Source organism: Puia dinghuensis (assembly GCF_014642875.1).
GTDB lineage: Bacteria > Bacteroidota > Bacteroidia > Chitinophagales > Chitinophagaceae > Puia > Puia dinghuensis.
On the sequence record NZ_BMJC01000002.1, the window covers coordinates 926,305 to 943,476 of the forward strand.

Consider the following 17,172-nt stretch of genomic DNA (forward strand, 5'->3'; position numbering starts at 1 on the left):
TTTATGGATGGCGGACGCCGCCCGGTTAACGTACAAAAGCCATAGCTACGCCGCCGTCCACGTTGAGCATATTGCCGGTGGATTTGTTCATCAGCCCGCCGACAAAGACAAAACAGGCATTGGCGATGTCTTCCGGCAGGATGATCTCGTTCAGCAGGGTGCGTTTGGCATAGTAAGCCGGCAGCTCTGCTACGGTGATGCCATAGGCCTTCGCCCGGCCTTCCGCCCAGGCGCCTTCCCAGATCTTGCTGTCGGAAATGACGGCATCGGGGTTGACGACATTGACGCGTATCTTGTCAGGTCCAAGTTCAGCGGCGTTGAGGCGGCTGAGGTGCAGCTGTGCGGCCTTTGCCGAGCCATAGGCGGCATTGTTCGGTCCCGACACGAGGCCATTCTTGCTGACGATGTTGAGAACGTCGCCGCCGATGCCTTGCTTACGCATGGTCTCCACGCCTGCCCGGGTGACGAGGAACTGGCCTTTTACCAGGACGTCGTATAGAACGTCCCAGTCTTTTTCGGTATGATCGAGGATGGGTTTGGAGATGGACAGACCGGCGCAGTTGACTACGATGTCCACCCCGCCGAAGGCCAGGGCTGCGGCGTTGTAGACTTTAAGGATGCCCTCCGCGTTGGTTACATCGAGGACTTCGCCGATGAATACGTCTTTTCCGTACTGCTGGTGGAATTCCTTTTTGGCCGATTCCAGCCGTTGTTCGTCGTTGTCATTGATGATCACGCAGGCGCCTTCGTCAGCGAATTTTTTGGCGATGGCCTTTCCGATGCCACCGGCACTGCCCGTTACCAGTGCGACGCGTCCTGAAAGGGCCTTGGGCTTCGGCATCCGCTGCAGTTTCGCTTCTTCCAGCAGCCAGTATTCGATGTTGAAGGCTTCCTGCCGCGGCAGGGAGGTATAGGAAGAGACTGCTTCGGCCCCCTTCATCACATTGATGGCGTTGATATAGAACTCGGCCGCGACACGGGCCGTCTGTTTGTCTTTGGAAAAGGTGAACATCCCGACTCCCGGGTACAAGATGACGACAGGATTCGGGTCGCGCATTGCCGGGCTGTTGGGATGCTTACAGGTGTCATAATAGTTTGCATACATCTGCCGGTAGCTTTCGAACTGGGGAGAAAGCTTTTCTTTCAAGGCCGGGATGTCCGTCATATCCTGTGTCGGGGCCAGATCGAGCACCAGCGGGCTGATCTTGGTACGAAGGAAGTGGTCGGGGCAACTGGTGCCCATGGGAGCGAGACGGGCAAGGTCGTTGGAGTTGATAAATTCGAGGACTCGGTCGTCATCGGTAAAATGTCCGATCATCTTTGTCTTCGAAGAGCAGAAGCCTCTCAGCACCGGCGCGAGTGCGGCCGCCCTTACCTTGCGTTCGTCCTTCGGCAGGGACTTGAGCCTCGCGCCGCCAAAGGTGGCCCCTTTTTTTCCGATATTATCTTCGAGGTACTGGGCGCAACGTTCGATGACTTCAAGGGTGTTGAGGTAACTTTCATAAGCAGTATCTCCCCAAGTAAATAGGCCGTGAGAACCAAGGATAATCCCACGGATGTCAGGATTATCGTCGAGGCATTGACGAAGCTGAAGTCCAAGGTCAAAACCCGGGCGCTGCCATGCTATCCAACCGATTTTGCCACCAAAAAGCTCCTGTGTGATCTTCTTTCCGTCTTTTGCCGCAGCGATGGCGATGGCGGCATCGGGGTGCAGGTGGTCGACATGCGCAAAGGGAAGGAAGCCGTGCAGCGGAGTGTCGATGGATGGAGCTTTTGAATTGAGGTCGTAGATACAATGGTTGAAGAGTTCGACCATTTCGTCTTCGTATTGGATGCCCCTGTATACCTTTTTCAGGCTGAGGAGGCGGTCTACGTAGAGGGCTGCAAGGCCGTTGCGTTTGAGCGTACCAAGATCACCGCCCGACCCTTTTACCCACATCACTTTTGTCTCCTGGCCAGTGAGTGGATCTTTAGCCATGGCCTTACAGGAGGTGTTGCCCCCACCGTAATTGGTGAGTCGCAAGTCGGCGCCTAAGAGATTCGAACGGTATATGAGTAAAGCTACTTCATCCCCGGCGAGCTCAGCGGCTTTCTTTTCATCCCACAGATAGCTTACGTGTTTGAATTTCGTTGTAGTAACAGACATATTCTTTTATTTTAGTGAATTCCCGTAGCCCACCAGCCACACCGATAACAGGATGGCCAGGATGCCCAACAGGATGGTAGTTCTTGTTTTTTTGCTCACCCCTTTCCATTCTTTCAATGCAAACCCCCACATATTCGCCACGAGAATGATAAAGGCCATATGCAGGATCCAACTGCTTGCGCCGTTGCCCAGCCGGCTCTCGCCCATCCCATAAAAAAAGAACTGTAAAAACCAGACGGTGCCGGCAAGTGCAGCAAAGAAATAATTATTCAGCCGGGGGGTCTTTTTATTGACGTAATCGCCAAATGATTTGTTGCGTGCGTTGAGGATCATACACCAGATGAAGTTTGTCGTCAGCCCGCCCCATAGCAGGACGACATAAGTGACGTTGTTACGGTAGAGGAATTCGGTCGTGGCGCCGGGATGGGATTGCTTCCAGAGATCGTTGGCCGTTTGAGCCATCGCGGAGCCGGCTTCTATGCCATAGTTGAAACAGGCGCTGAGAATACCAGATATGATACAAACGACAAGGCCTTTTACAAGATTGAATTCTTTGATGCTTTCCTTTTTCTTTTCTTCCGGCAATTCGCGTTCTTTTAATACTCCCGCCCTGCCGCAGATATAGATGCCCAGCAGACAGAGGAGCACACCCGCAAATATGATCCGCCCCCAATTAGTCGTCAGCAGTTGGTGCAGTGTCGTTTTGCCGGGAGTTGGTACAAAATTATAATAGATGGATGGAACCAGCGCGCCAAAGGCAGAGGTAAATCCAAGCAAAACCGAATTGCCAAGGGACATGCCCAGATAGCGCATCCCCAGCCCATACATCAGCCCGCCGATGCCCCAGAGGACACCCCAGAAATACGTCCACCAGAAGGTAGCGCCGGATGCCTGTGCGATGATCTCCGTAAAATGGGGTACGGTGAGCCAGGCTGCCAGGGGCGGAATGATGAGCCAGGAGAAGAGACCGCCGATGATCCAATAACTTTCCCAGGACCAGCCTTTCACCTTTTTATAGGGTATGTAGAAACTGCCTGACGCGAATCCGCCGATGAAATGGAAGAGGATGCCGAATGCTATTATCATGAATTCCAGTGATTTTCAATATGGCTGCGAATCACCGGATGGCATCCGGTTATCCTTCAGAATCCTCAAATGTAAAACGGAATGCACGTTGAACCGTCATGCACTGTCATGCTTTTTGCCGCAGGAAATAAAACCAATTTTTTTAGTATTATTGGCCAATAACTTTAGTATATTCGTTTTCTAAATCTTGTACTATGGAAAAGGGGTATGTCGAGTTGATCTCGAATTTGAAAAAGAGTATTGTCCAAAGTCGATATGTAGCCGCAAAGTTGGTGAATAGGGAGCAATTAATGTTGTATTATAGGATCGGAGCCATGTTGTCTGAAAAGATAGGTGCAGAGAAATGGGGCGCGAAGGTGTTGGAGCGTATTGCAGAGGACTTGCAGAAGCAGCTGCCGGGCTTGAGAGGATTTTCGGCGACGAGATTAAAGATAATGAGGCAGTTCTACGAAACTTATCGTGAAATTGGTCCGACAGTGTCGGACCAATTGCTGGAGAAAGGGTTTTGGAATATCAGTTTTTCACATCATATATTTTTGATTTCCAACTGCAAAACGATTAAAGAACGGCTCTTTTACATCGAAAAAGCAGCCTCCGAATTTTGGTCGTTTCGGACATTGGAACATCATGTTCATGCGAAGTTGTTCAAGAATCAGGGGAAACTATCCAATAATTTCACTAAGACGATGCCGGAGAATCTGAAGGCGAATGCACTGGAAGTATTCAAAGACGAATATCTTTTTGACTTCGTAGCGTCAGACGAATGTGATGAGAAAGTTTTTGAGGGGCAATTGGTATCTGATATCAGGAATATGATCATGACCCTTGGAAAGGGTTTTTGTTTTATCGGCAACCAATACCGGCTGGAGGTAGAAGAGGAAGAGTTCTTTGTCGATTTGCTGTTCTTTAACCGGCATCTGCAATGCCTGGTGGCGTTTGAACTGAAGCGTGGAAAATTCAAGCCGGAGTATGCGGGGCAGCTTAATTTTTATCTGAATGTACTGGATGAGAAGGTGAAGTTGCCGAATGAGAATCCCTCCATCGGCATTATCCTTTGCAAAGAGAAGAAGAACACCGTCGTCGAATTCGCGGTTAAGACGATTGACAAAGCTATGGGCGTAGCCACCTATCGAACGACGAAGGAGGTCCCTGCACAAATGAAGGGTATCCTCCCCGATGTTGCAGAAATGGCCAAATTGCTGTGACACGGTGGCCGCTATGACACTATCTTCACGGCCTGGCGGGCGAGGAGCCGCCACTGGCCTTTTTCCTTGACCCAGATGAGGAGCACGGAGAGGTGGGCGCTGCCGGGCTTCCCGCCGTCGTTGGTGGTAGCAGTGAGAATGTGACGCACCCAGGCGGTGTTACCGGCCACCTTGATGGTTTGATTGGTGAGATCGATGGTGACGAAGTCGGAGGATTTGTTTAGCAGGGCTTCTTCGAAGGCGGCTTTGTCCTGGATGTTGCCGTTGGAATGCCCGTAGGTGAGCTCGTCGGTGACGAGGGCGTCGAGGGTGGCCTTGTCGGGATCGATAAGCGCCTTGCGAAGTGCTTCGACGGCGGAAGCTACGGCCTGTTCGTCTTTAGTCTGAGCAATGACGGGAACGACGGCGATGGACATTAACAGAGTGGATAAGAGCATGAGTCGCATATTTTGAAGTTTTTTATCTAATTATTGGCCTTCGGCCGACGGGCCCGTGGCCCGTCAGGAAATACCCAAATCTTTTTGAATCTCTTCGAGCGTACGGCCCCTGGTCTCGGGCATGACGCGCCAGACAAAGATCAGCTGCAGGACCATCATCACGGCGAAGAAAATAAAAGGAATAAACCCACCATCGCCCTTCCCTTCGACGAGCAAGGGGAAGATGGAAGTGATGATGGCGGCCATGACCCAATGGGTGGTGCTTCCCAGCGAGACTCCCTGCGAACGGACGGAGTTGGGGAATATTTCCGAGATGAATACCCAGATGACAGCGCCCTGAGAGAAGGCGAAGAAAGCAATGAAGCCGATGAGGTAATACAGCAGGTTGCTGTTGCCCGTGGAGGAGCCTTTGAAAGTGAAAGCCGTAAGGGTGAGGAACAGGATCATGCCCAAAGACCCGATGATCAGAAGGGTCTTGCGGCCGAACTTATCGATCATGGTCATGGCCAGCAAGGTAAAGACAAGGTTAGCTACGCCGATGTAAATAGGTTGGCTAAAGGATTGACTCTTATCGAAACCCGCCATTTGAAAGATGCGTGGCGCGTAGTATAGAATGGCATTGATGCCCGACAACTGATTGAACATAGCCAGTAGCATGGCATAGAGAATGGGTTTGGCATAGCGGCGTTGAAACAGCGACTCGCGGTGTTCTTTAACCGAATCCTGGATGGCGTTGACGGCGGCACTAAGATCGGTCTCGCCGAGGCGGGCGAGGATAGGCCGGGCGGCTCCTATGTTGTTGTTGAGGATCAACCAGCGGGGGCTTTCGGGGATGCCAAAAAGGAGCACCGCGAACAATACCGCGGGTATTACCATAACGCCAAGCATCCAGCGCCATGCATCGGGCAATTGGAGCTGAGTAAAAAGATAGTTGGTGAGATAGGCGACCATGATGCCGGTGACGATGCTCACCTGGAAGGACCCGGTGAGCCGGCCCCTCAGCCGTGCCGGCGCGATCTCGGAGATGTACATGGGCGCGATCACCGAGGAAGCGCCTACCGCCAGCCCGCCGATGATGCGAAAGGCGATGAACCCTCCCCAGGCGGATACTAAGGCACAGCCAAGGGCAGCCACGATAAAGAACAGCGAGAGCACCTGTAATGTCTTTTTGCGCCCATATTTGCGGGCCGGAAAACCGGCAAACGATGCGCCAAAAACGGTGCCGAAGATGCTCGATGCCACGGTGAAGCCTTGGGTAAGGCCGTTGAGCTGCCAGAACTTTTCCAACGTCTGTTCCGCACCCGAGATGACGACGGTTTCGAAACCAAAGAGGAATCCTCCAAGGGCGGCGATGAGGGCTATACGAACGGGGTAGGAAAGCATGGCAGACAATTTATTGATTCACCGAAAATAACACTAATTTTAATTCACCGCGGCTAAAGTCTGTCCTTCGGACAAGCCGACTCCGTCGGCTTAAGAATGAAGTACGAAGCCATCACCATAAAAGACATCGCCAAGGACCTCGGTCTTTCCACTTCCACGGTGTCCCGCGCACTGAGAGGAAGCTACGAGATCAGCGCCGAGACCCGGAAACTCGTGCTCGAGTATGCGGAAAAACTCAACTACCGGCCCAACCCCATCGCCCTAAGCCTGAAGGAGAAACGAAGCCGGTCGATAGGCATCGTCGTTTGCGAGATCGCCAATAACTTCTTTTCACAGGTGATCAACGGCATCGAGTCCGTCGCCTATAAGAAAGGTTACTACGTCATCATCAGTCAAAGTCATGAGTCTTTCGAGCGGGAAGTCGCCAACACACAATACCTGGCTTCGCGAAGTGTGGACGGGCTGCTGATCTCCCTGTCCACCGAGACCACAGACCTTTCCCATTTGAACAAACTGCACGATAAGGGGCTGCCTATTGTTTTCTTCGACCGCATCACGGAAGAGATGTCTACCCATAAGGTGATCGCCAATAATTTCAACGGCGCCTACCAGGCTACGGAACATCTCATCCGGGAGGGTTTCCGCCGCATCGCTCATCTGACCATCTCTCCCCACTTGTCCATCACAAAAGAGCGGCTGGCGGGGTATAAGGCTGCGCTTGCCGATCACCACCTTCCCTACGATGAATCGCTTGTTCAATATTGCAAGTATGGCGGACTCATCGATGCCGAGACGATGGAAGCCGTCGACAACCTGCTTGCGTTGAAAGAGAAACCTGACGCCCTCGTGGCGGCGAGTGACAAGCTTTCGACGGGTTGTCTTGCTGCACTGGCCAGGCGGAAGGTTCGGGTCCCCGAAGAGATGGCAATAGTAGGCTTTACCAATTCCCTGCTGACGGACATCTTTCATCCGGCGCTGACCAGTGTCCGGCAGCCTGCCTTCGAAATGGGCCAGGTGGCGATGGAGATGCTCATCGACCTCATCGAGAGCAAACATCCCATAACCAAATTCGAGACCCGGGTGCTGAACACCGAACTCTCTGTCCGGTCGTCGAGCCTGAAAGTCTAATCCAACACTACACGCGTCTGCTTCGGCGCAAACAGGTGCATGATCAGCCAGGCTAACAGGTAGGCCAGCCCACAGATGAAGAAAATGATGTTATAGCCAAGGGTCTTATTCCCCGCTTTTGTAAAATAATCGAGTATCCAGCCAACAAGGGGTTGGAAGATGATACCGCCGACGGAGCCGGCCATCCCGCCGATGCCGGTGATGGAGCTGACGGCTTTTTTGGGGAACATGTCCGAGGCCGTCGTAAAGATATTGGCGCTCCAGGCCTGGTGAGCCGCCGCTGCCAGGCTGATGAGGGCGACGATGATCCACATATCGTTAAAATAGCGGGCAAACATGATGGGGACTACACAAAAGGCGAAGAAGAGCATCACCGTCTTGCGGGCTTTGTAGATTGGCCAGCCTTTTTTGATGAGATAGCCTGAGAGATAGCCGCCGCCGATGCTGCCGACCGTAGTACAGGAATAAACGATGACGAGGGGCCAGCCGGGTTTCTGAAGATCGAGGTTAAAGGTGTCGCTAAAATAACCGGGCAGCCAGAAAAGGAAGAACCACCAGATGGGATCGGTGAGAAATTTTCCAAAAACAAAGGCCCAGGTCTGCCGGACACCCAGCATTTTGAGCCATGGCACTCTGCTGCCCGCAGGCGCGGCTTCTTCATCGCTGTGGATATAGTCGAACTCTGCTTTGCTGAGGCCTTTTTTCCGGGACGGGATCTCGTACATAGCCACCCAGAAGATGAGCCAGATAAAGCCAAGGGAGCCCGTGACAATGAAGGCTGCCTTCCAGCCGTAATTGGCCAGCAGCAGCGGAACCATGATAGGGGCGACTACGGCGCCGATGTTGGCCCCGGAGTTGAAGATCCCCGTAGCAAGCGCCCGTTCTTTTTTGGGAAACCATTCCGCAACCGCCTTTATCGCGGAAGGAAAATTACCGGATTCACCGATGCCAAGACCCGACCGGGCAACAATGAATCCAATCGTACTGCCCGCCAGCGAGTGCGCCATTGCAAACAAGCTCCAGATGGTAATGGAGATGGTATAACCGACCTTGGTCCCTACCTTGTCTACAAGCCTGCCAAAGCCCAACAACCCAAAAGCATAAAAGAATTGAAAAATGCCATTGATGGTGCCATAGGTGGTATTGTCCCAGTGGAAATCGTCCGTCAGCACTTTTTTCAGCATGCCGATCACCTGTCTGTCGACATAGTTGATGGTCGTAGCGAAGAATAACAGGGCGCAGATGGTCCAGCGATAACGGCCGACAGCGGATGAGGTTTTCCCATTGGAAGCAAGCGTGGCAGTATTAGACATCGTGAGGGTAGTTAAAAAGGCCCAAGATAGTTCAGTTTGATCAATTATCGTAAATCGGGGATATTAACCAAATCCATATCCGTATACGTGTAGTTCTCACCGGCCATACCCCAGATGAACGAGTAGTTGCTGGTACCGCAGCCCGAGTGGATGGACCAGGGCGGGGAAACGACGCCCTGGCAGTCGGCGACAACGAGGTGGCGGGTCTCCTGGGGATGACCCATAAAATGGAAAACGCGCTGCCCTTCGGGGACATCGAAATAAAAATAAGCTTCCATCCTACGGCTATGGGTATGTGCCGGCATCGTATTCCAGACGCTGCCTGTTTTCAGGATGGTGAGTCCCATCACTAATTGACAGCTGCGGATACCTTCGGCATGGATATATTTATAGATGGTGCGGGCATTGGAGGTTTCTGCCGACCCGGTGGTGACGGGCAGCGCCTTTTCCTTTGGCAGAAACTGGACGGGATGGGCTGCATGGGCCGGGGCGGATAAGAGAAAGAAGAGGGCCGGCTCATCGGCGTCCTCGCTTTCAAAGACGATCTTCTTTACACCCTTGCCGGCATAAAGACAGTCGAGCTTGTTCAGTTCGTAGGGAATATCATCGGCATGTACCCTACCCTTACCGCCGACGTTGATGATGCCCAGTTCCCTGCGCTGGAGGAAGAAGTCGGCACGGAGTTCGGGGTGGGTCTCGAGAGATAGTTTTTGATGCACAGGGCAGGCGCCGCCAAGGATCACCCGGTCGTAATGGGTATAGACCAGGCGAATGGCATCGTCTTGCATCAGCCTTTCCGTCAGGAAAGCATCCCGCAGTTCGCCAGTCGTCATCCCGCGTACTTCCTTTTGGCTGTGTTCGTATCTTATTTCCATATACTGCTATAGATTTGTAGAGTTTTAGGGTGGTTTATCGCCCCATCCAGCCACCGTCGACGGTGAGGATGGTGCCGTGAACATAGTCTGCGGCAGGAGAAGCGAGAAAGACAGTTGGCCCGCGGAAGTCGTCGGGTTCACCCCAACGGCCGGCGGGAATACGGTCGAGAATGGCTTTGCTGCGAACGGGGTCATTGCGGAGGGCTTCGGTGTTGTCCGTACTGATATAGCCGGGTGCGATGCCATTCACATTGACACCCTGTGAAGCCCATTCGTTGGCCAGGGCCTTAACGAGGCTGGCGAGGGCGCCCTTGCTTGCAGCGTAGCCCGGAACGGTGATGCCGCCCTGAAAGCTCAGGAGGCTGCAGGTGAAGATGATCTTTCCGCTGCGCCGGCCAATCATCTCCCTGCCAAATTCGCGGGCAAGGATAAAGGCGGCGTCCAGGTTGATGGACAACACTTTGTCCCAAAATTCATCGGGATGCTCTGCCGCAGGCTTGCGGAGGATCATCCCGGCATTGTTGACCAGGATATCTATTCGCGGATGCGCGGCCTTCACCCGGTTAACGAGATCATACAGCGAACCGCGGTCGGTAAGATCAGCCTGGAAGGGGTAAAAGTTGCGGCCCAGGGCCCGAATCTCTTGTTCCACGGGGCTATCCTGTAAAGGCATACTCGCAGAGACGCCGATGATGTCGGCTCCTGCCGCTGCAAGACCCGCCGCCATGCTCCTGCCAATGCCTTTATTCGCACCGGTGACGAGTGCGACCTTACCACTGAGATTAAACAGATCACTCATAAGGATATTATCAACATTACATTATATTTGACAAGTGTACACTGTAATTTTTACAAGAAAGGGTTGATCTTCAACTTTTTTTACGAAAACGTTTGCGCGAAGAACAACTCATTGCTACTACATGAAGTTCGAGGCCATCACCATAAAAGACATCGCCAAGGCTCTGCACCTTTCCGTCTCCACCGTTTCAAAGGCGCTGCGCGGCAGCCATGAGATAAGTGAAGAGACAAAAAAGCATGTCCTGGCTTATGCGAATGAGCATAACTATAAGCCCAATCCCATCGCGCAGAGTCTGAAGCGGGGGCTAAGCAAGTCCATCGGGGTCATCGTCTGCAACATCGATAATAATTTCTTTTCCGCGGTGATCAACGGTATCGAGTCGGTTGCCCGGCAAAAGGACTATAATGTCATCATCACCCAAAGCCAGGAGTCCTACGAACGGGAGATAGCCAACAGCGAGCACCTTTCGTCGCGTTCGGTGGATGGGCTCATCATCTCGCTTTCGGCGGAGACGAAGCGGGTCGACCATCTTATCAAATTACACGACAAGGGACTGCCGATGGTATTCTTCGACAGGATCACCGACGAGATAGCCACCCATAAGGTGATCGCGGATAATTTTAAAGGCGCCTACGAAGGCACACGGCATCTCGTGCAACAGGGGTTCAGGCGCATCGCGCATATCACCAGCAGCAGCAGCCTTTCCATCACCCTCGAACGGCTGGAGGGATACAAGAAAGCGTTGGCGGATGCCGGACTGACCTTCGAGGAGAAATATATCAAACTCTGTCCCCACGGCGGGATGATCAAGGAAGAAACGCAGCAGGCCCTCACCGAACTGCTGCAAATGAAAGACCGGCCCGATGCGATTTTCACCGCCAGCGACCGGCTTAGCACGACTACCCTGAGCCTGCTGCGCAAAATGCAGATCGAAGTTCCGCAACAGATCGCCCTGGTGGGTTTTACCAATTCCATTTCCGCGGATATCTTCCACCCGTCCCTCACCGCCGTCGTCCAGCCGGCCCTGGAGATGGGGCAGTTGGCTACCGATCTGCTGATCCAATTGATAGAGGCCAAGCGGCCCGTCACCGAATTCCAGAAGCGGGTGTTGGATACCGAACTCCAGATAAGGGATTCGAGCCTGCGTGCAAAATAGGGGCGTACCGACCGGCAACGACCGCCATTAATATGCCGCCGTGAAGCGCTGGCGGATATGCTTGGGATGTTCGAGCTCATCGACGATCACCAGGGCCAGATCTTCCACCGAAAGCACACTTTTCCCTTCTGCGTCGAACACCGGGTTGTCGAGACCGAGGCGGTAGTGCCCCCTGCGAACGCCGGAATGGTCGTGGTTCATCAGAATAGCCGGGCTGAAGAAGGTCCATTCCAGGTCTTTTTCCTTTTTTATTTCGTTGAGATAGTCACGGGCTCCGGAGGCGCCGGGTTTGTATTCGGCCGGAAACTGAGGAGTATCTATCAGCTGAAAGCCGGGTTTTATTTCGAGACTGCCGGCGCCGCCGATGACGATGAGCCGTTTTACCCCGGATTGCCTGACACCGGCCTGGATGGCGCGGCTTCCTTCCAGAAACTCCTCATAGATACGGGGGTTTGTCCAGCCTGGATTGTAGGCGCTGACGACAGCATCGGCCCCTTTTACGGCTTTGGCAACCTGCTGCGGATCGAGGACATCGGCGGTCACCGGGTGGATGAGCGGGCTTTTGATCCGGATATTTTCCGGGTGCCGGGCAATGGCGATGACTTCATGTCCACGGGTGGTCAATTCATTCAGGAGGGCTGTTCCGACAAAGCCTGTGGCTCCGATGATAGCTACTTTCATTTTTTTGGTAATTTAGTTACTTTTGGAGAGTAAAGGTAGGTCGTGCAGGTTGATGACCCAAGAAGGCACTAACAGGAAGAAGTTTGCGCGTTAGAATGCTAATTTTATTAAGGATACCGCCTGCCGGGGCAGCGTCACTGGAATGGTGAGGGCGCCATTGGTCACCGTAAGTAATTGGGGTGCGTCAAGCTGCTGCAGGTGGCCGGCTGCTTCGAGTTGACGATATTGGGCTGGTGTCGGGTTTTGCGGTGAACCCATCTTCTTCCATACTTCATAGGCATTGCTGTGACTGCCGTCGATGCGATAGTGCGTGACCTTTACCTTTTTTGCGGGCAGATGGGTTAAAGTGATGCTTGTCATCAGTGGCTCACCGGGCAGATCGTCATCGGTATAATTCCAGACCATGACGGAGAGGGAATGCTGGTCGGCGGCGGCGAAAGCATTGCCGGCCGGGATGCGGTTGCCCCTCATCATACCGAACATGCGAAAGACATTGAGCACCGGTTTGTCGACACCGTTGGTCGCCAGATCGCGGAAGCCGTCGAACCATTTCTGACCTTCGAATTCGAACGACCAGCTGATGGCGCCTGCCAGGTTCACCTGGAAGCTGTCGGCAAGGTCGGCGATGAGGGCAAAGGAAGCGGCAGTATAGCTCGAGTACATGGTGGAGTTGCGATAGGCGTTCTCGGGATTTGTGGCCATGCCGCAGGCGGCGCAGCCTTCGGGGTCGCACTCGGTGATATAGATGGGCAGGTTCTTATAAGGGGAGGCTTTTACGATGGCGAACCCGTTGGACACGTCGGAAAGCTGGGGCTTCCTATTCATGCGTACATGTCCTTCGACAACCTTGGGGCTGCCCTTTGCATGGAAGCTGATAAAGTCGAGGGGAGTATTGGTTTGTGCACATTGGTCAAGGAAGTCGCGGAGCCAGCGGGCCGCCTTGTCCCAGGAGGGACCCGTTGTCGCAGGGCCGCCGATGCGAGCGGAAGGAAAAGCTCTCTTCACTGCGGCAGCAGTTGTGTCATAAAGCCGAAAATACTCCTGCTCGGTACCCTTCCAATAACTGATATTCGGTTCGTTCCAAACCTCCCAGAGCCAGGTGGCGACCTCTTTCTCCCCATAACGCTGGACACAGTGACGAACCCATTTTTCGATGAGGGTTGCCCACCTTGAATAATTCCGGGGCGGCCACGCCCAGCCGGTATAGATGCTGTCGTATCTTACCCCGGGTTTCCAATGATGACGGTAGGGCTCGGGGTGTGTCGACAAGGCCTCCGGCATAAAGCCGATCTCGGCCAGAGGTTTCATCCCGCGTTGGATATAAGTGTCGAAGATGCTGTCCACAATGTGCCAGTCATAAACAGGGTTGCCATTGGCATCTTCGGTATAGGCGTTGGTCGAACCCCATTTCAGCGCGGGAGTGCCGTCGCCGGTGGTGAGTAGGTTATGGCAACGGACATAGACGGGTGTGGGGCTGAGAGCAGAGAGTTCGGTGAGCAGCTTTTTCCCGTCATGCATGTAGGTGTAGTTCGGTTCGTCGTAGCCGAAATAAGCCCAGAAGGGGTTGAGGGGCTTTCCCTGGACAGCATAGTCGATAGAAATGGCAGCGGGCTGAGTCTGGCCGGCAGGCTGCGCCATGGTCAGATGGGGCAAAAAAATCCCTGCCAGGAATAGCAGGGATCCATTAACCAAAACCAGCAGTGATGACGCTGATTTAATAATTGCCAGAAAAGGCCTCATGTGTGTGCTAATTTTAGATAGCCAGGTAATACCGGCCGGGTGGCGACGCATTCCCCAATGATCCGTAATATCCTTTCCCGTTCTTTTCCTTCCAGCGGAAGCCGGGGGGCCCGGACATATTCGCTGCCGATGCCTGTCTGTACTTCGGCCAGTTTGATGTACTGCACGAGTTTGCTATGGATATCCAATTCCAGTACGGGGAGGAACCAGCGATAGATGGCCAGCGCTTCTTCTATCCGGCCGGCCTTTATCAACCGGTAGACGGCGACGGTCTCGGCGGGGAAAGCGCATACCAGGCCGGCAACCCAGCCATCCGCGCCCATCAGCAGCTCTTCCATCGCCAGGGTGTCGACACCGCAGAGAATTTTAAGCCGGTCGCCAAAACGGTTGATCATCCTGGTGACGTTGGACACGTCGCGGGTAGATTCCTTCACGGCCTGGATGTTCCGGCATTCGATAAGCTCTTCGAACATGTCCAGCGTTACTTCCGTCTTGTAATCGACGGGATTGTTATAGATCATCATCGGGAGGTCGGTAGACTCGGCGATGGTCTTGAAATAGGTGACGGTCTCCCGATGGTCGGACGAATAACGCATAGGCGGGAGGATCATCAGCCCCTCCGCACCCCACTGCTTTGCATAGGCAGCTTGTTGCAGCGCCTCGCGGGTAGAGCCTTCGGCGATGTTGAGGATAACCGGTATTTTGCCGGCCACGGAGTCGACGGCAAATTTTACCAGCTGCTCTTTTTCCTCCGTGGTGAGGACACTTGCTTCGCCAAGGCTGCCGCCAAGGATGATGCCGTCAACACCGGAGGCCAGTTGAAAATGGAGGTTCTTTTCGAAAAGTTTCAGATCGAGTTCGTCTTTTGCGGTGAATTTGGTGGTAAGTGCGGGAAATACTCCTCTCCAGGCTATAGGCATAGGCTGTTTTTTTCAAATATATTTATTAGGCGACAGGGGCACATATTTATTTTTAATCAATCCTGTTCAGATATTAACCGATTGGGGCCTATAAGGGCTCATTGGCGTTGCGATTCAGCGGCTCGACACCCAGCAGGTGATGGACAAAGAAGTCACGCCGCCGGGTACGGCCGTAGGGTCCGCCATCGGTGTGGTCAGAACCCGGCAGCGGCAAAAATTCAAACATCTTACCGGCCTTGATCAACGCATCGGCGACCCGATAGGTAGACTCCGGTGGAACATTGTTATCGGCCTCCCCTACCATCAGCAGGAGGGCGCCGTGCAGCTTCCAGGCATTGGTGATATTAGACTGTTCATCGTAGTGTTTGTCCACAGGATAGCCCATCCATTGCTCATTCCACCATTGTTTGTCGATACGGTTGTCATGACAGCCACAGGAAGCGACAGCGGCTTTGTAGAAATCACCGTGGAAGAGCAGGCCACCGAGGGCGTTCTGGCCACCGGCGGATGTCCCGTAAAGCCCTACCCTGGTCGTATCCACATAGGGGTATTTTGCCGCCAGGGCCTTTATCCACAGAATTCTGTCGGGGAATCCGGCGTCGGCGATGTTCTTCCAGCAGACGTCGTGAAAGGTCTTCGATCGGTTGGCCGTACCCATCCCATCTACCTGGACGACGATGAATCCTAATTGGGCGATGCTTTGCATCTCGCTATACCGGCTTGTGAAGTCTTTTGGAACAAAAGCGTCCTGGGGACCCGCATAAATATTCTCGATGACGGGATATCGTTTTGACGCATCGAAGTCGGCCGGGCGGACAATGATGCCCCAGATATCGGTGACCCCATCCCGGCCTTTAGCGTGAAAGGGTTCGGGGAAGCGCAGCCCGGCGGCGAGGTAGCGGGATGCGTCTGCCTGTTCGAGCTCGAGTATCTTCTTCCCGTCGGATGTCCGGCGCAACTCATTGATGGTAGGAACATTGATCTCCGAATATGCATCGAGATAATATTTCCGGTCGGGGGAAAAGGTGACGATGTGGTTGGCTTTCGCCGGGGTAAGGTTGACGAGATGTTTACCGTCGAACCCGATGCGATAATAATGGATATAGTAAGGGTCCTCATCGGGGTTCATGCCACAGGCTGAGAACCAGATCTCGCGATGCTTTGCATCGACGCTGTCGATATTCCGTACGACATAATGACCTCGGGTGATCTCCTGTTTCTGGATGCCGGTGATAGCGTCAATGAGATAGATGTGCTGCCAGCCGTCCTTCTCGGAGGTAAGGAGGATTTCGTTGGTTTCCGGAAGGTAGTAGGTGAAAAGCCTCGATTCATAGATGAACGTATTGGTCTTTTCGTCGTAGACGCTGCGGGTCTCTGCCGTAGCGGCGTCGACCTCGATGATGCGAAACCGCTGGTGGCCGCGCTCGACGCGTTCGAAGGTGAAGTAGCGGCTATCGTTATGTCGCCAGTGCAGTTCGGGCGCGGCAAAGAAATCGACCAGGGGGGTGTTGACCTTCAGCTTTTGGTGACCGTCCAGCCGGAAGACGAACATCTCATAGGTAGTCCAGGGGTCGCCAGGTTGTTTGTAGGGATGACTGCGAAGCTGTCCCCGGGAGGTGCCGGCTACGGAAGACAGGACATAATAAACAGCGGAATCGCGTACAGGGTTGACATGATAGCCGACGAGATATTTGCTGTCGGGCGACCAGGCCAGATCGCCATAGGGTTTAGCCGTGTCACCATCGGTGGTGAAAGGGAAGGCCTCTGCCCGGGTGGCGTTGGCCGGGTGGATGAAGACGTTGCCTTGGGCGATGTAAGCTACCCATTGTTTGTCGGGCGAAAGGGAATCGGTGGTAAAAGAGCCCCAGCGTCTACCCGTATAGTGTTGAAAGACGGTGCGCCGGGGTAAGGAGTCAGCCGGGGCGACATCCAGTTTCCGGCGGGTGCCATGGATCATGTCTACCGAGACATATTCCATTACGCTGTCGGGCAGGATATTCCGATACCAGAAAGAGGTGTTGTCGGCCGACCAATGCGGGTGGACGGCAGCTTTGAAGATGCTGCGGGTGGCGATGCTGTCGAGCATACGGGCTTTCCGATAGCGCTGCATGATCTCCGCCTGCGTGGGCTGATATGGAGCGCTATCCGGGCGTTGAGGAAAGATCGCCCGGCCGCGCTCCATGGCTAATGATGGGCCTTCGGCCGGCCGAACTGTGTTCGGCCTTGGTGTGGGCTGCGCTTGTGCGGTGAGCAGGGCAAAAAGAAGCCCGCCCTGCAGCAGCAGGAATTTGCGAAGCATATAG

General features: G+C 53.8%; 14 protein-coding genes. 3 read left to right on the forward strand and 11 right to left on the reverse strand.

Annotation, left to right across the window (positions count from 1 at the left end; genetic code table 11):
* Positions 1 to 25 precede the first annotated feature (25 nt).
* Together IEY39_RS12010 and rhaT are read right to left on the reverse strand one after the other, a co-directional pair.
* A complete protein-coding gene (locus IEY39_RS12010; protein ID WP_188931731.1) occupies positions 26 to 2,146 on the reverse strand; it encodes a bifunctional aldolase/short-chain dehydrogenase in 2,121 nt (706 codons plus the stop codon).
* Between the two features lie 6 nt (positions 2,147 to 2,152).
* The gene (rhaT, locus tag IEY39_RS12015) at positions 2,153 to 3,232 is read right to left on the reverse strand and encodes an L-rhamnose/proton symporter RhaT (protein ID WP_188931733.1); all 1,080 of its coding nucleotides are present in this window, start codon (positions 3,230 to 3,232) and stop codon (positions 2,153 to 2,155) included.
* A 194-nt stretch (positions 3,233 to 3,426) separates the two neighbouring features.
* Here rhaT and IEY39_RS12020 point away from each other — a divergent pair, with 194 nt between their 5' ends.
* Complete coding sequence (locus IEY39_RS12020) at positions 3,427 to 4,437, forward strand: PDDEXK nuclease domain-containing protein (protein WP_188931741.1); 1,011 nt, start codon at positions 3,427 to 3,429, stop codon at positions 4,435 to 4,437.
* Positions 4,438 to 4,448: 11 nt separating this feature from the next.
* Here the strand turns inward: IEY39_RS12020 and IEY39_RS12025 are convergent, their stop codons facing one another.
* Complete coding sequence (locus IEY39_RS12025) at positions 4,449 to 4,874, reverse strand: nuclear transport factor 2 family protein (protein WP_229688884.1); 426 nt, start codon at positions 4,872 to 4,874, stop codon at positions 4,449 to 4,451.
* 63 nt (positions 4,875 to 4,937) lie between these two features.
* A complete protein-coding gene (locus tag IEY39_RS12030) occupies positions 4,938 to 6,257 on the reverse strand; it encodes a sugar porter family MFS transporter (RefSeq protein ID WP_188931745.1) in 1,320 nt (439 codons plus the stop codon).
* A 96-nt stretch (positions 6,258 to 6,353) separates the two neighbouring features.
* On the opposite strand from IEY39_RS12030, the gene IEY39_RS12035 reads away from it, so the two are divergent.
* Positions 6,354 to 7,385: a LacI family DNA-binding transcriptional regulator gene (locus tag IEY39_RS12035; RefSeq protein WP_188931747.1), complete on the forward strand. Its 1,032-nt coding sequence runs from the start codon at positions 6,354 to 6,356 to the stop codon at positions 7,383 to 7,385.
* Here IEY39_RS12035 and IEY39_RS12040 read toward each other — a convergent pair.
* Genes IEY39_RS12040 through IEY39_RS12050 form a run of 3 tightly spaced genes read right to left on the reverse strand, consistent with a single transcriptional unit; the run spans position 7,382 to position 10,372 of the window.
* Positions 7,382 to 8,698 (reverse strand): MFS transporter, encoded by a 1,317-nt coding sequence (locus IEY39_RS12040; protein WP_188931749.1) that lies wholly within the window; start codon positions 8,696 to 8,698, stop codon positions 7,382 to 7,384. The two genes, IEY39_RS12035 and IEY39_RS12040, sit on opposite strands and share 4 nt — an antisense overlap.
* A gap of 44 nt (positions 8,699 to 8,742) precedes the next feature.
* Positions 8,743 to 9,573: a 5-dehydro-4-deoxy-D-glucuronate isomerase gene (gene kduI / locus IEY39_RS12045; RefSeq protein ID WP_188931751.1), complete on the reverse strand. Its 831-nt coding sequence runs from the start codon at positions 9,571 to 9,573 to the stop codon at positions 8,743 to 8,745.
* Positions 9,574 to 9,607: 34 nt separating this feature from the next.
* Positions 9,608 to 10,372, reverse strand: coding sequence for an SDR family NAD(P)-dependent oxidoreductase (locus IEY39_RS12050; protein ID WP_188931753.1), 765 nt, complete (start codon positions 10,370 to 10,372; stop codon positions 9,608 to 9,610).
* 121 nt (positions 10,373 to 10,493) lie between these two features.
* Between IEY39_RS12050 and IEY39_RS12055 the strand changes: the two genes are divergently transcribed.
* Positions 10,494 to 11,528: a LacI family DNA-binding transcriptional regulator gene (locus IEY39_RS12055; protein ID WP_188931755.1), complete on the forward strand. Its 1,035-nt coding sequence runs from the start codon at positions 10,494 to 10,496 to the stop codon at positions 11,526 to 11,528.
* Positions 11,529 to 11,555: 27 nt separating this feature from the next.
* Here the strand turns inward: IEY39_RS12055 and IEY39_RS12060 are convergent, their stop codons facing one another.
* The 4 genes from IEY39_RS12060 to IEY39_RS12075 all read right to left on the reverse strand — a co-directional run bounded on the left by IEY39_RS12060 (position 11,556) and on the right by IEY39_RS12075 (position 17,168).
* On the reverse strand, positions 11,556 to 12,209 hold the full coding sequence (locus IEY39_RS12060; RefSeq protein ID WP_188931757.1) for an NAD(P)-dependent oxidoreductase: 654 nt from the start codon (positions 12,207 to 12,209) through the stop codon (positions 11,556 to 11,558).
* Between the two features lie 90 nt (positions 12,210 to 12,299).
* Complete coding sequence (locus tag IEY39_RS12065) at positions 12,300 to 13,949, reverse strand: GH39 family glycosyl hydrolase (protein ID WP_188931759.1); 1,650 nt, start codon at positions 13,947 to 13,949, stop codon at positions 12,300 to 12,302.
* Complete coding sequence (locus tag IEY39_RS12070) at positions 13,946 to 14,869, reverse strand: dihydrodipicolinate synthase family protein (RefSeq protein WP_188931762.1); 924 nt, start codon at positions 14,867 to 14,869, stop codon at positions 13,946 to 13,948. Before IEY39_RS12070 ends, IEY39_RS12065 begins: the two co-directional genes overlap by 4 nt.
* A gap of 88 nt (positions 14,870 to 14,957) precedes the next feature.
* Positions 14,958 to 17,168: a S9 family peptidase gene (locus IEY39_RS12075; protein WP_188931764.1), complete on the reverse strand. Its 2,211-nt coding sequence runs from the start codon at positions 17,166 to 17,168 to the stop codon at positions 14,958 to 14,960.
* Positions 17,169 to 17,172 lie beyond the last annotated feature (4 nt).

Bases quoted from the DNA above. Each gene is read 5' to 3' on its own strand.
- IEY39_RS12040 (WP_188931749.1), bottom strand. From the start codon at position 8,698: ATGTCTAATACTGCCACGCTTGCTTCCAATGGGAAAACCTCATCCGCT.
- IEY39_RS12055 (WP_188931755.1), top strand. From the start codon at position 10,494: ATGAAGTTCGAGGCCATCACCATAAAAGACATCGCCAAGGCTCTGCAC.
- IEY39_RS12065 (WP_188931759.1), bottom strand. From the start codon at position 13,949: ATGAGGCCTTTTCTGGCAATTATTAAATCAGCGTCATCACTGCTGGTT.
- IEY39_RS12030 (WP_188931745.1), bottom strand. From the start codon at position 6,257: ATGCTTTCCTACCCCGTTCGTATAGCCCTCATCGCCGCCCTTGGAGGA.
- IEY39_RS12020 (WP_188931741.1), top strand. From the start codon at position 3,427: ATGGAAAAGGGGTATGTCGAGTTGATCTCGAATTTGAAAAAGAGTATT.
- IEY39_RS12050 (WP_188931753.1), bottom strand. From the start codon at position 10,372: ATGAGTGATCTGTTTAATCTCAGTGGTAAGGTCGCACTCGTCACCGGT.
- IEY39_RS12075 (WP_188931764.1), bottom strand. From the start codon at position 17,168: ATGCTTCGCAAATTCCTGCTGCTGCAGGGCGGGCTTCTTTTTGCCCTG.
- IEY39_RS12010 (WP_188931731.1), bottom strand. From the start codon at position 2,146: ATGTCTGTTACTACAACGAAATTCAAACACGTAAGCTATCTGTGGGAT.
- IEY39_RS12035 (WP_188931747.1), top strand. From the start codon at position 6,354: ATGAAGTACGAAGCCATCACCATAAAAGACATCGCCAAGGACCTCGGT.
- kduI (WP_188931751.1), bottom strand. From the start codon at position 9,573: ATGGAAATAAGATACGAACACAGCCAAAAGGAAGTACGCGGGATGACG.
- IEY39_RS12060 (WP_188931757.1), bottom strand. From the start codon at position 12,209: ATGAAAGTAGCTATCATCGGAGCCACAGGCTTTGTCGGAACAGCCCTC.
- IEY39_RS12025 (WP_229688884.1), bottom strand. From the start codon at position 4,874: ATGCTCTTATCCACTCTGTTAATGTCCATCGCCGTCGTTCCCGTCATT.
- IEY39_RS12070 (WP_188931762.1), bottom strand. From the start codon at position 14,869: ATGCCTATAGCCTGGAGAGGAGTATTTCCCGCACTTACCACCAAATTC.
- rhaT (WP_188931733.1), bottom strand. From the start codon at position 3,232: ATGATAATAGCATTCGGCATCCTCTTCCATTTCATCGGCGGATTCGCG.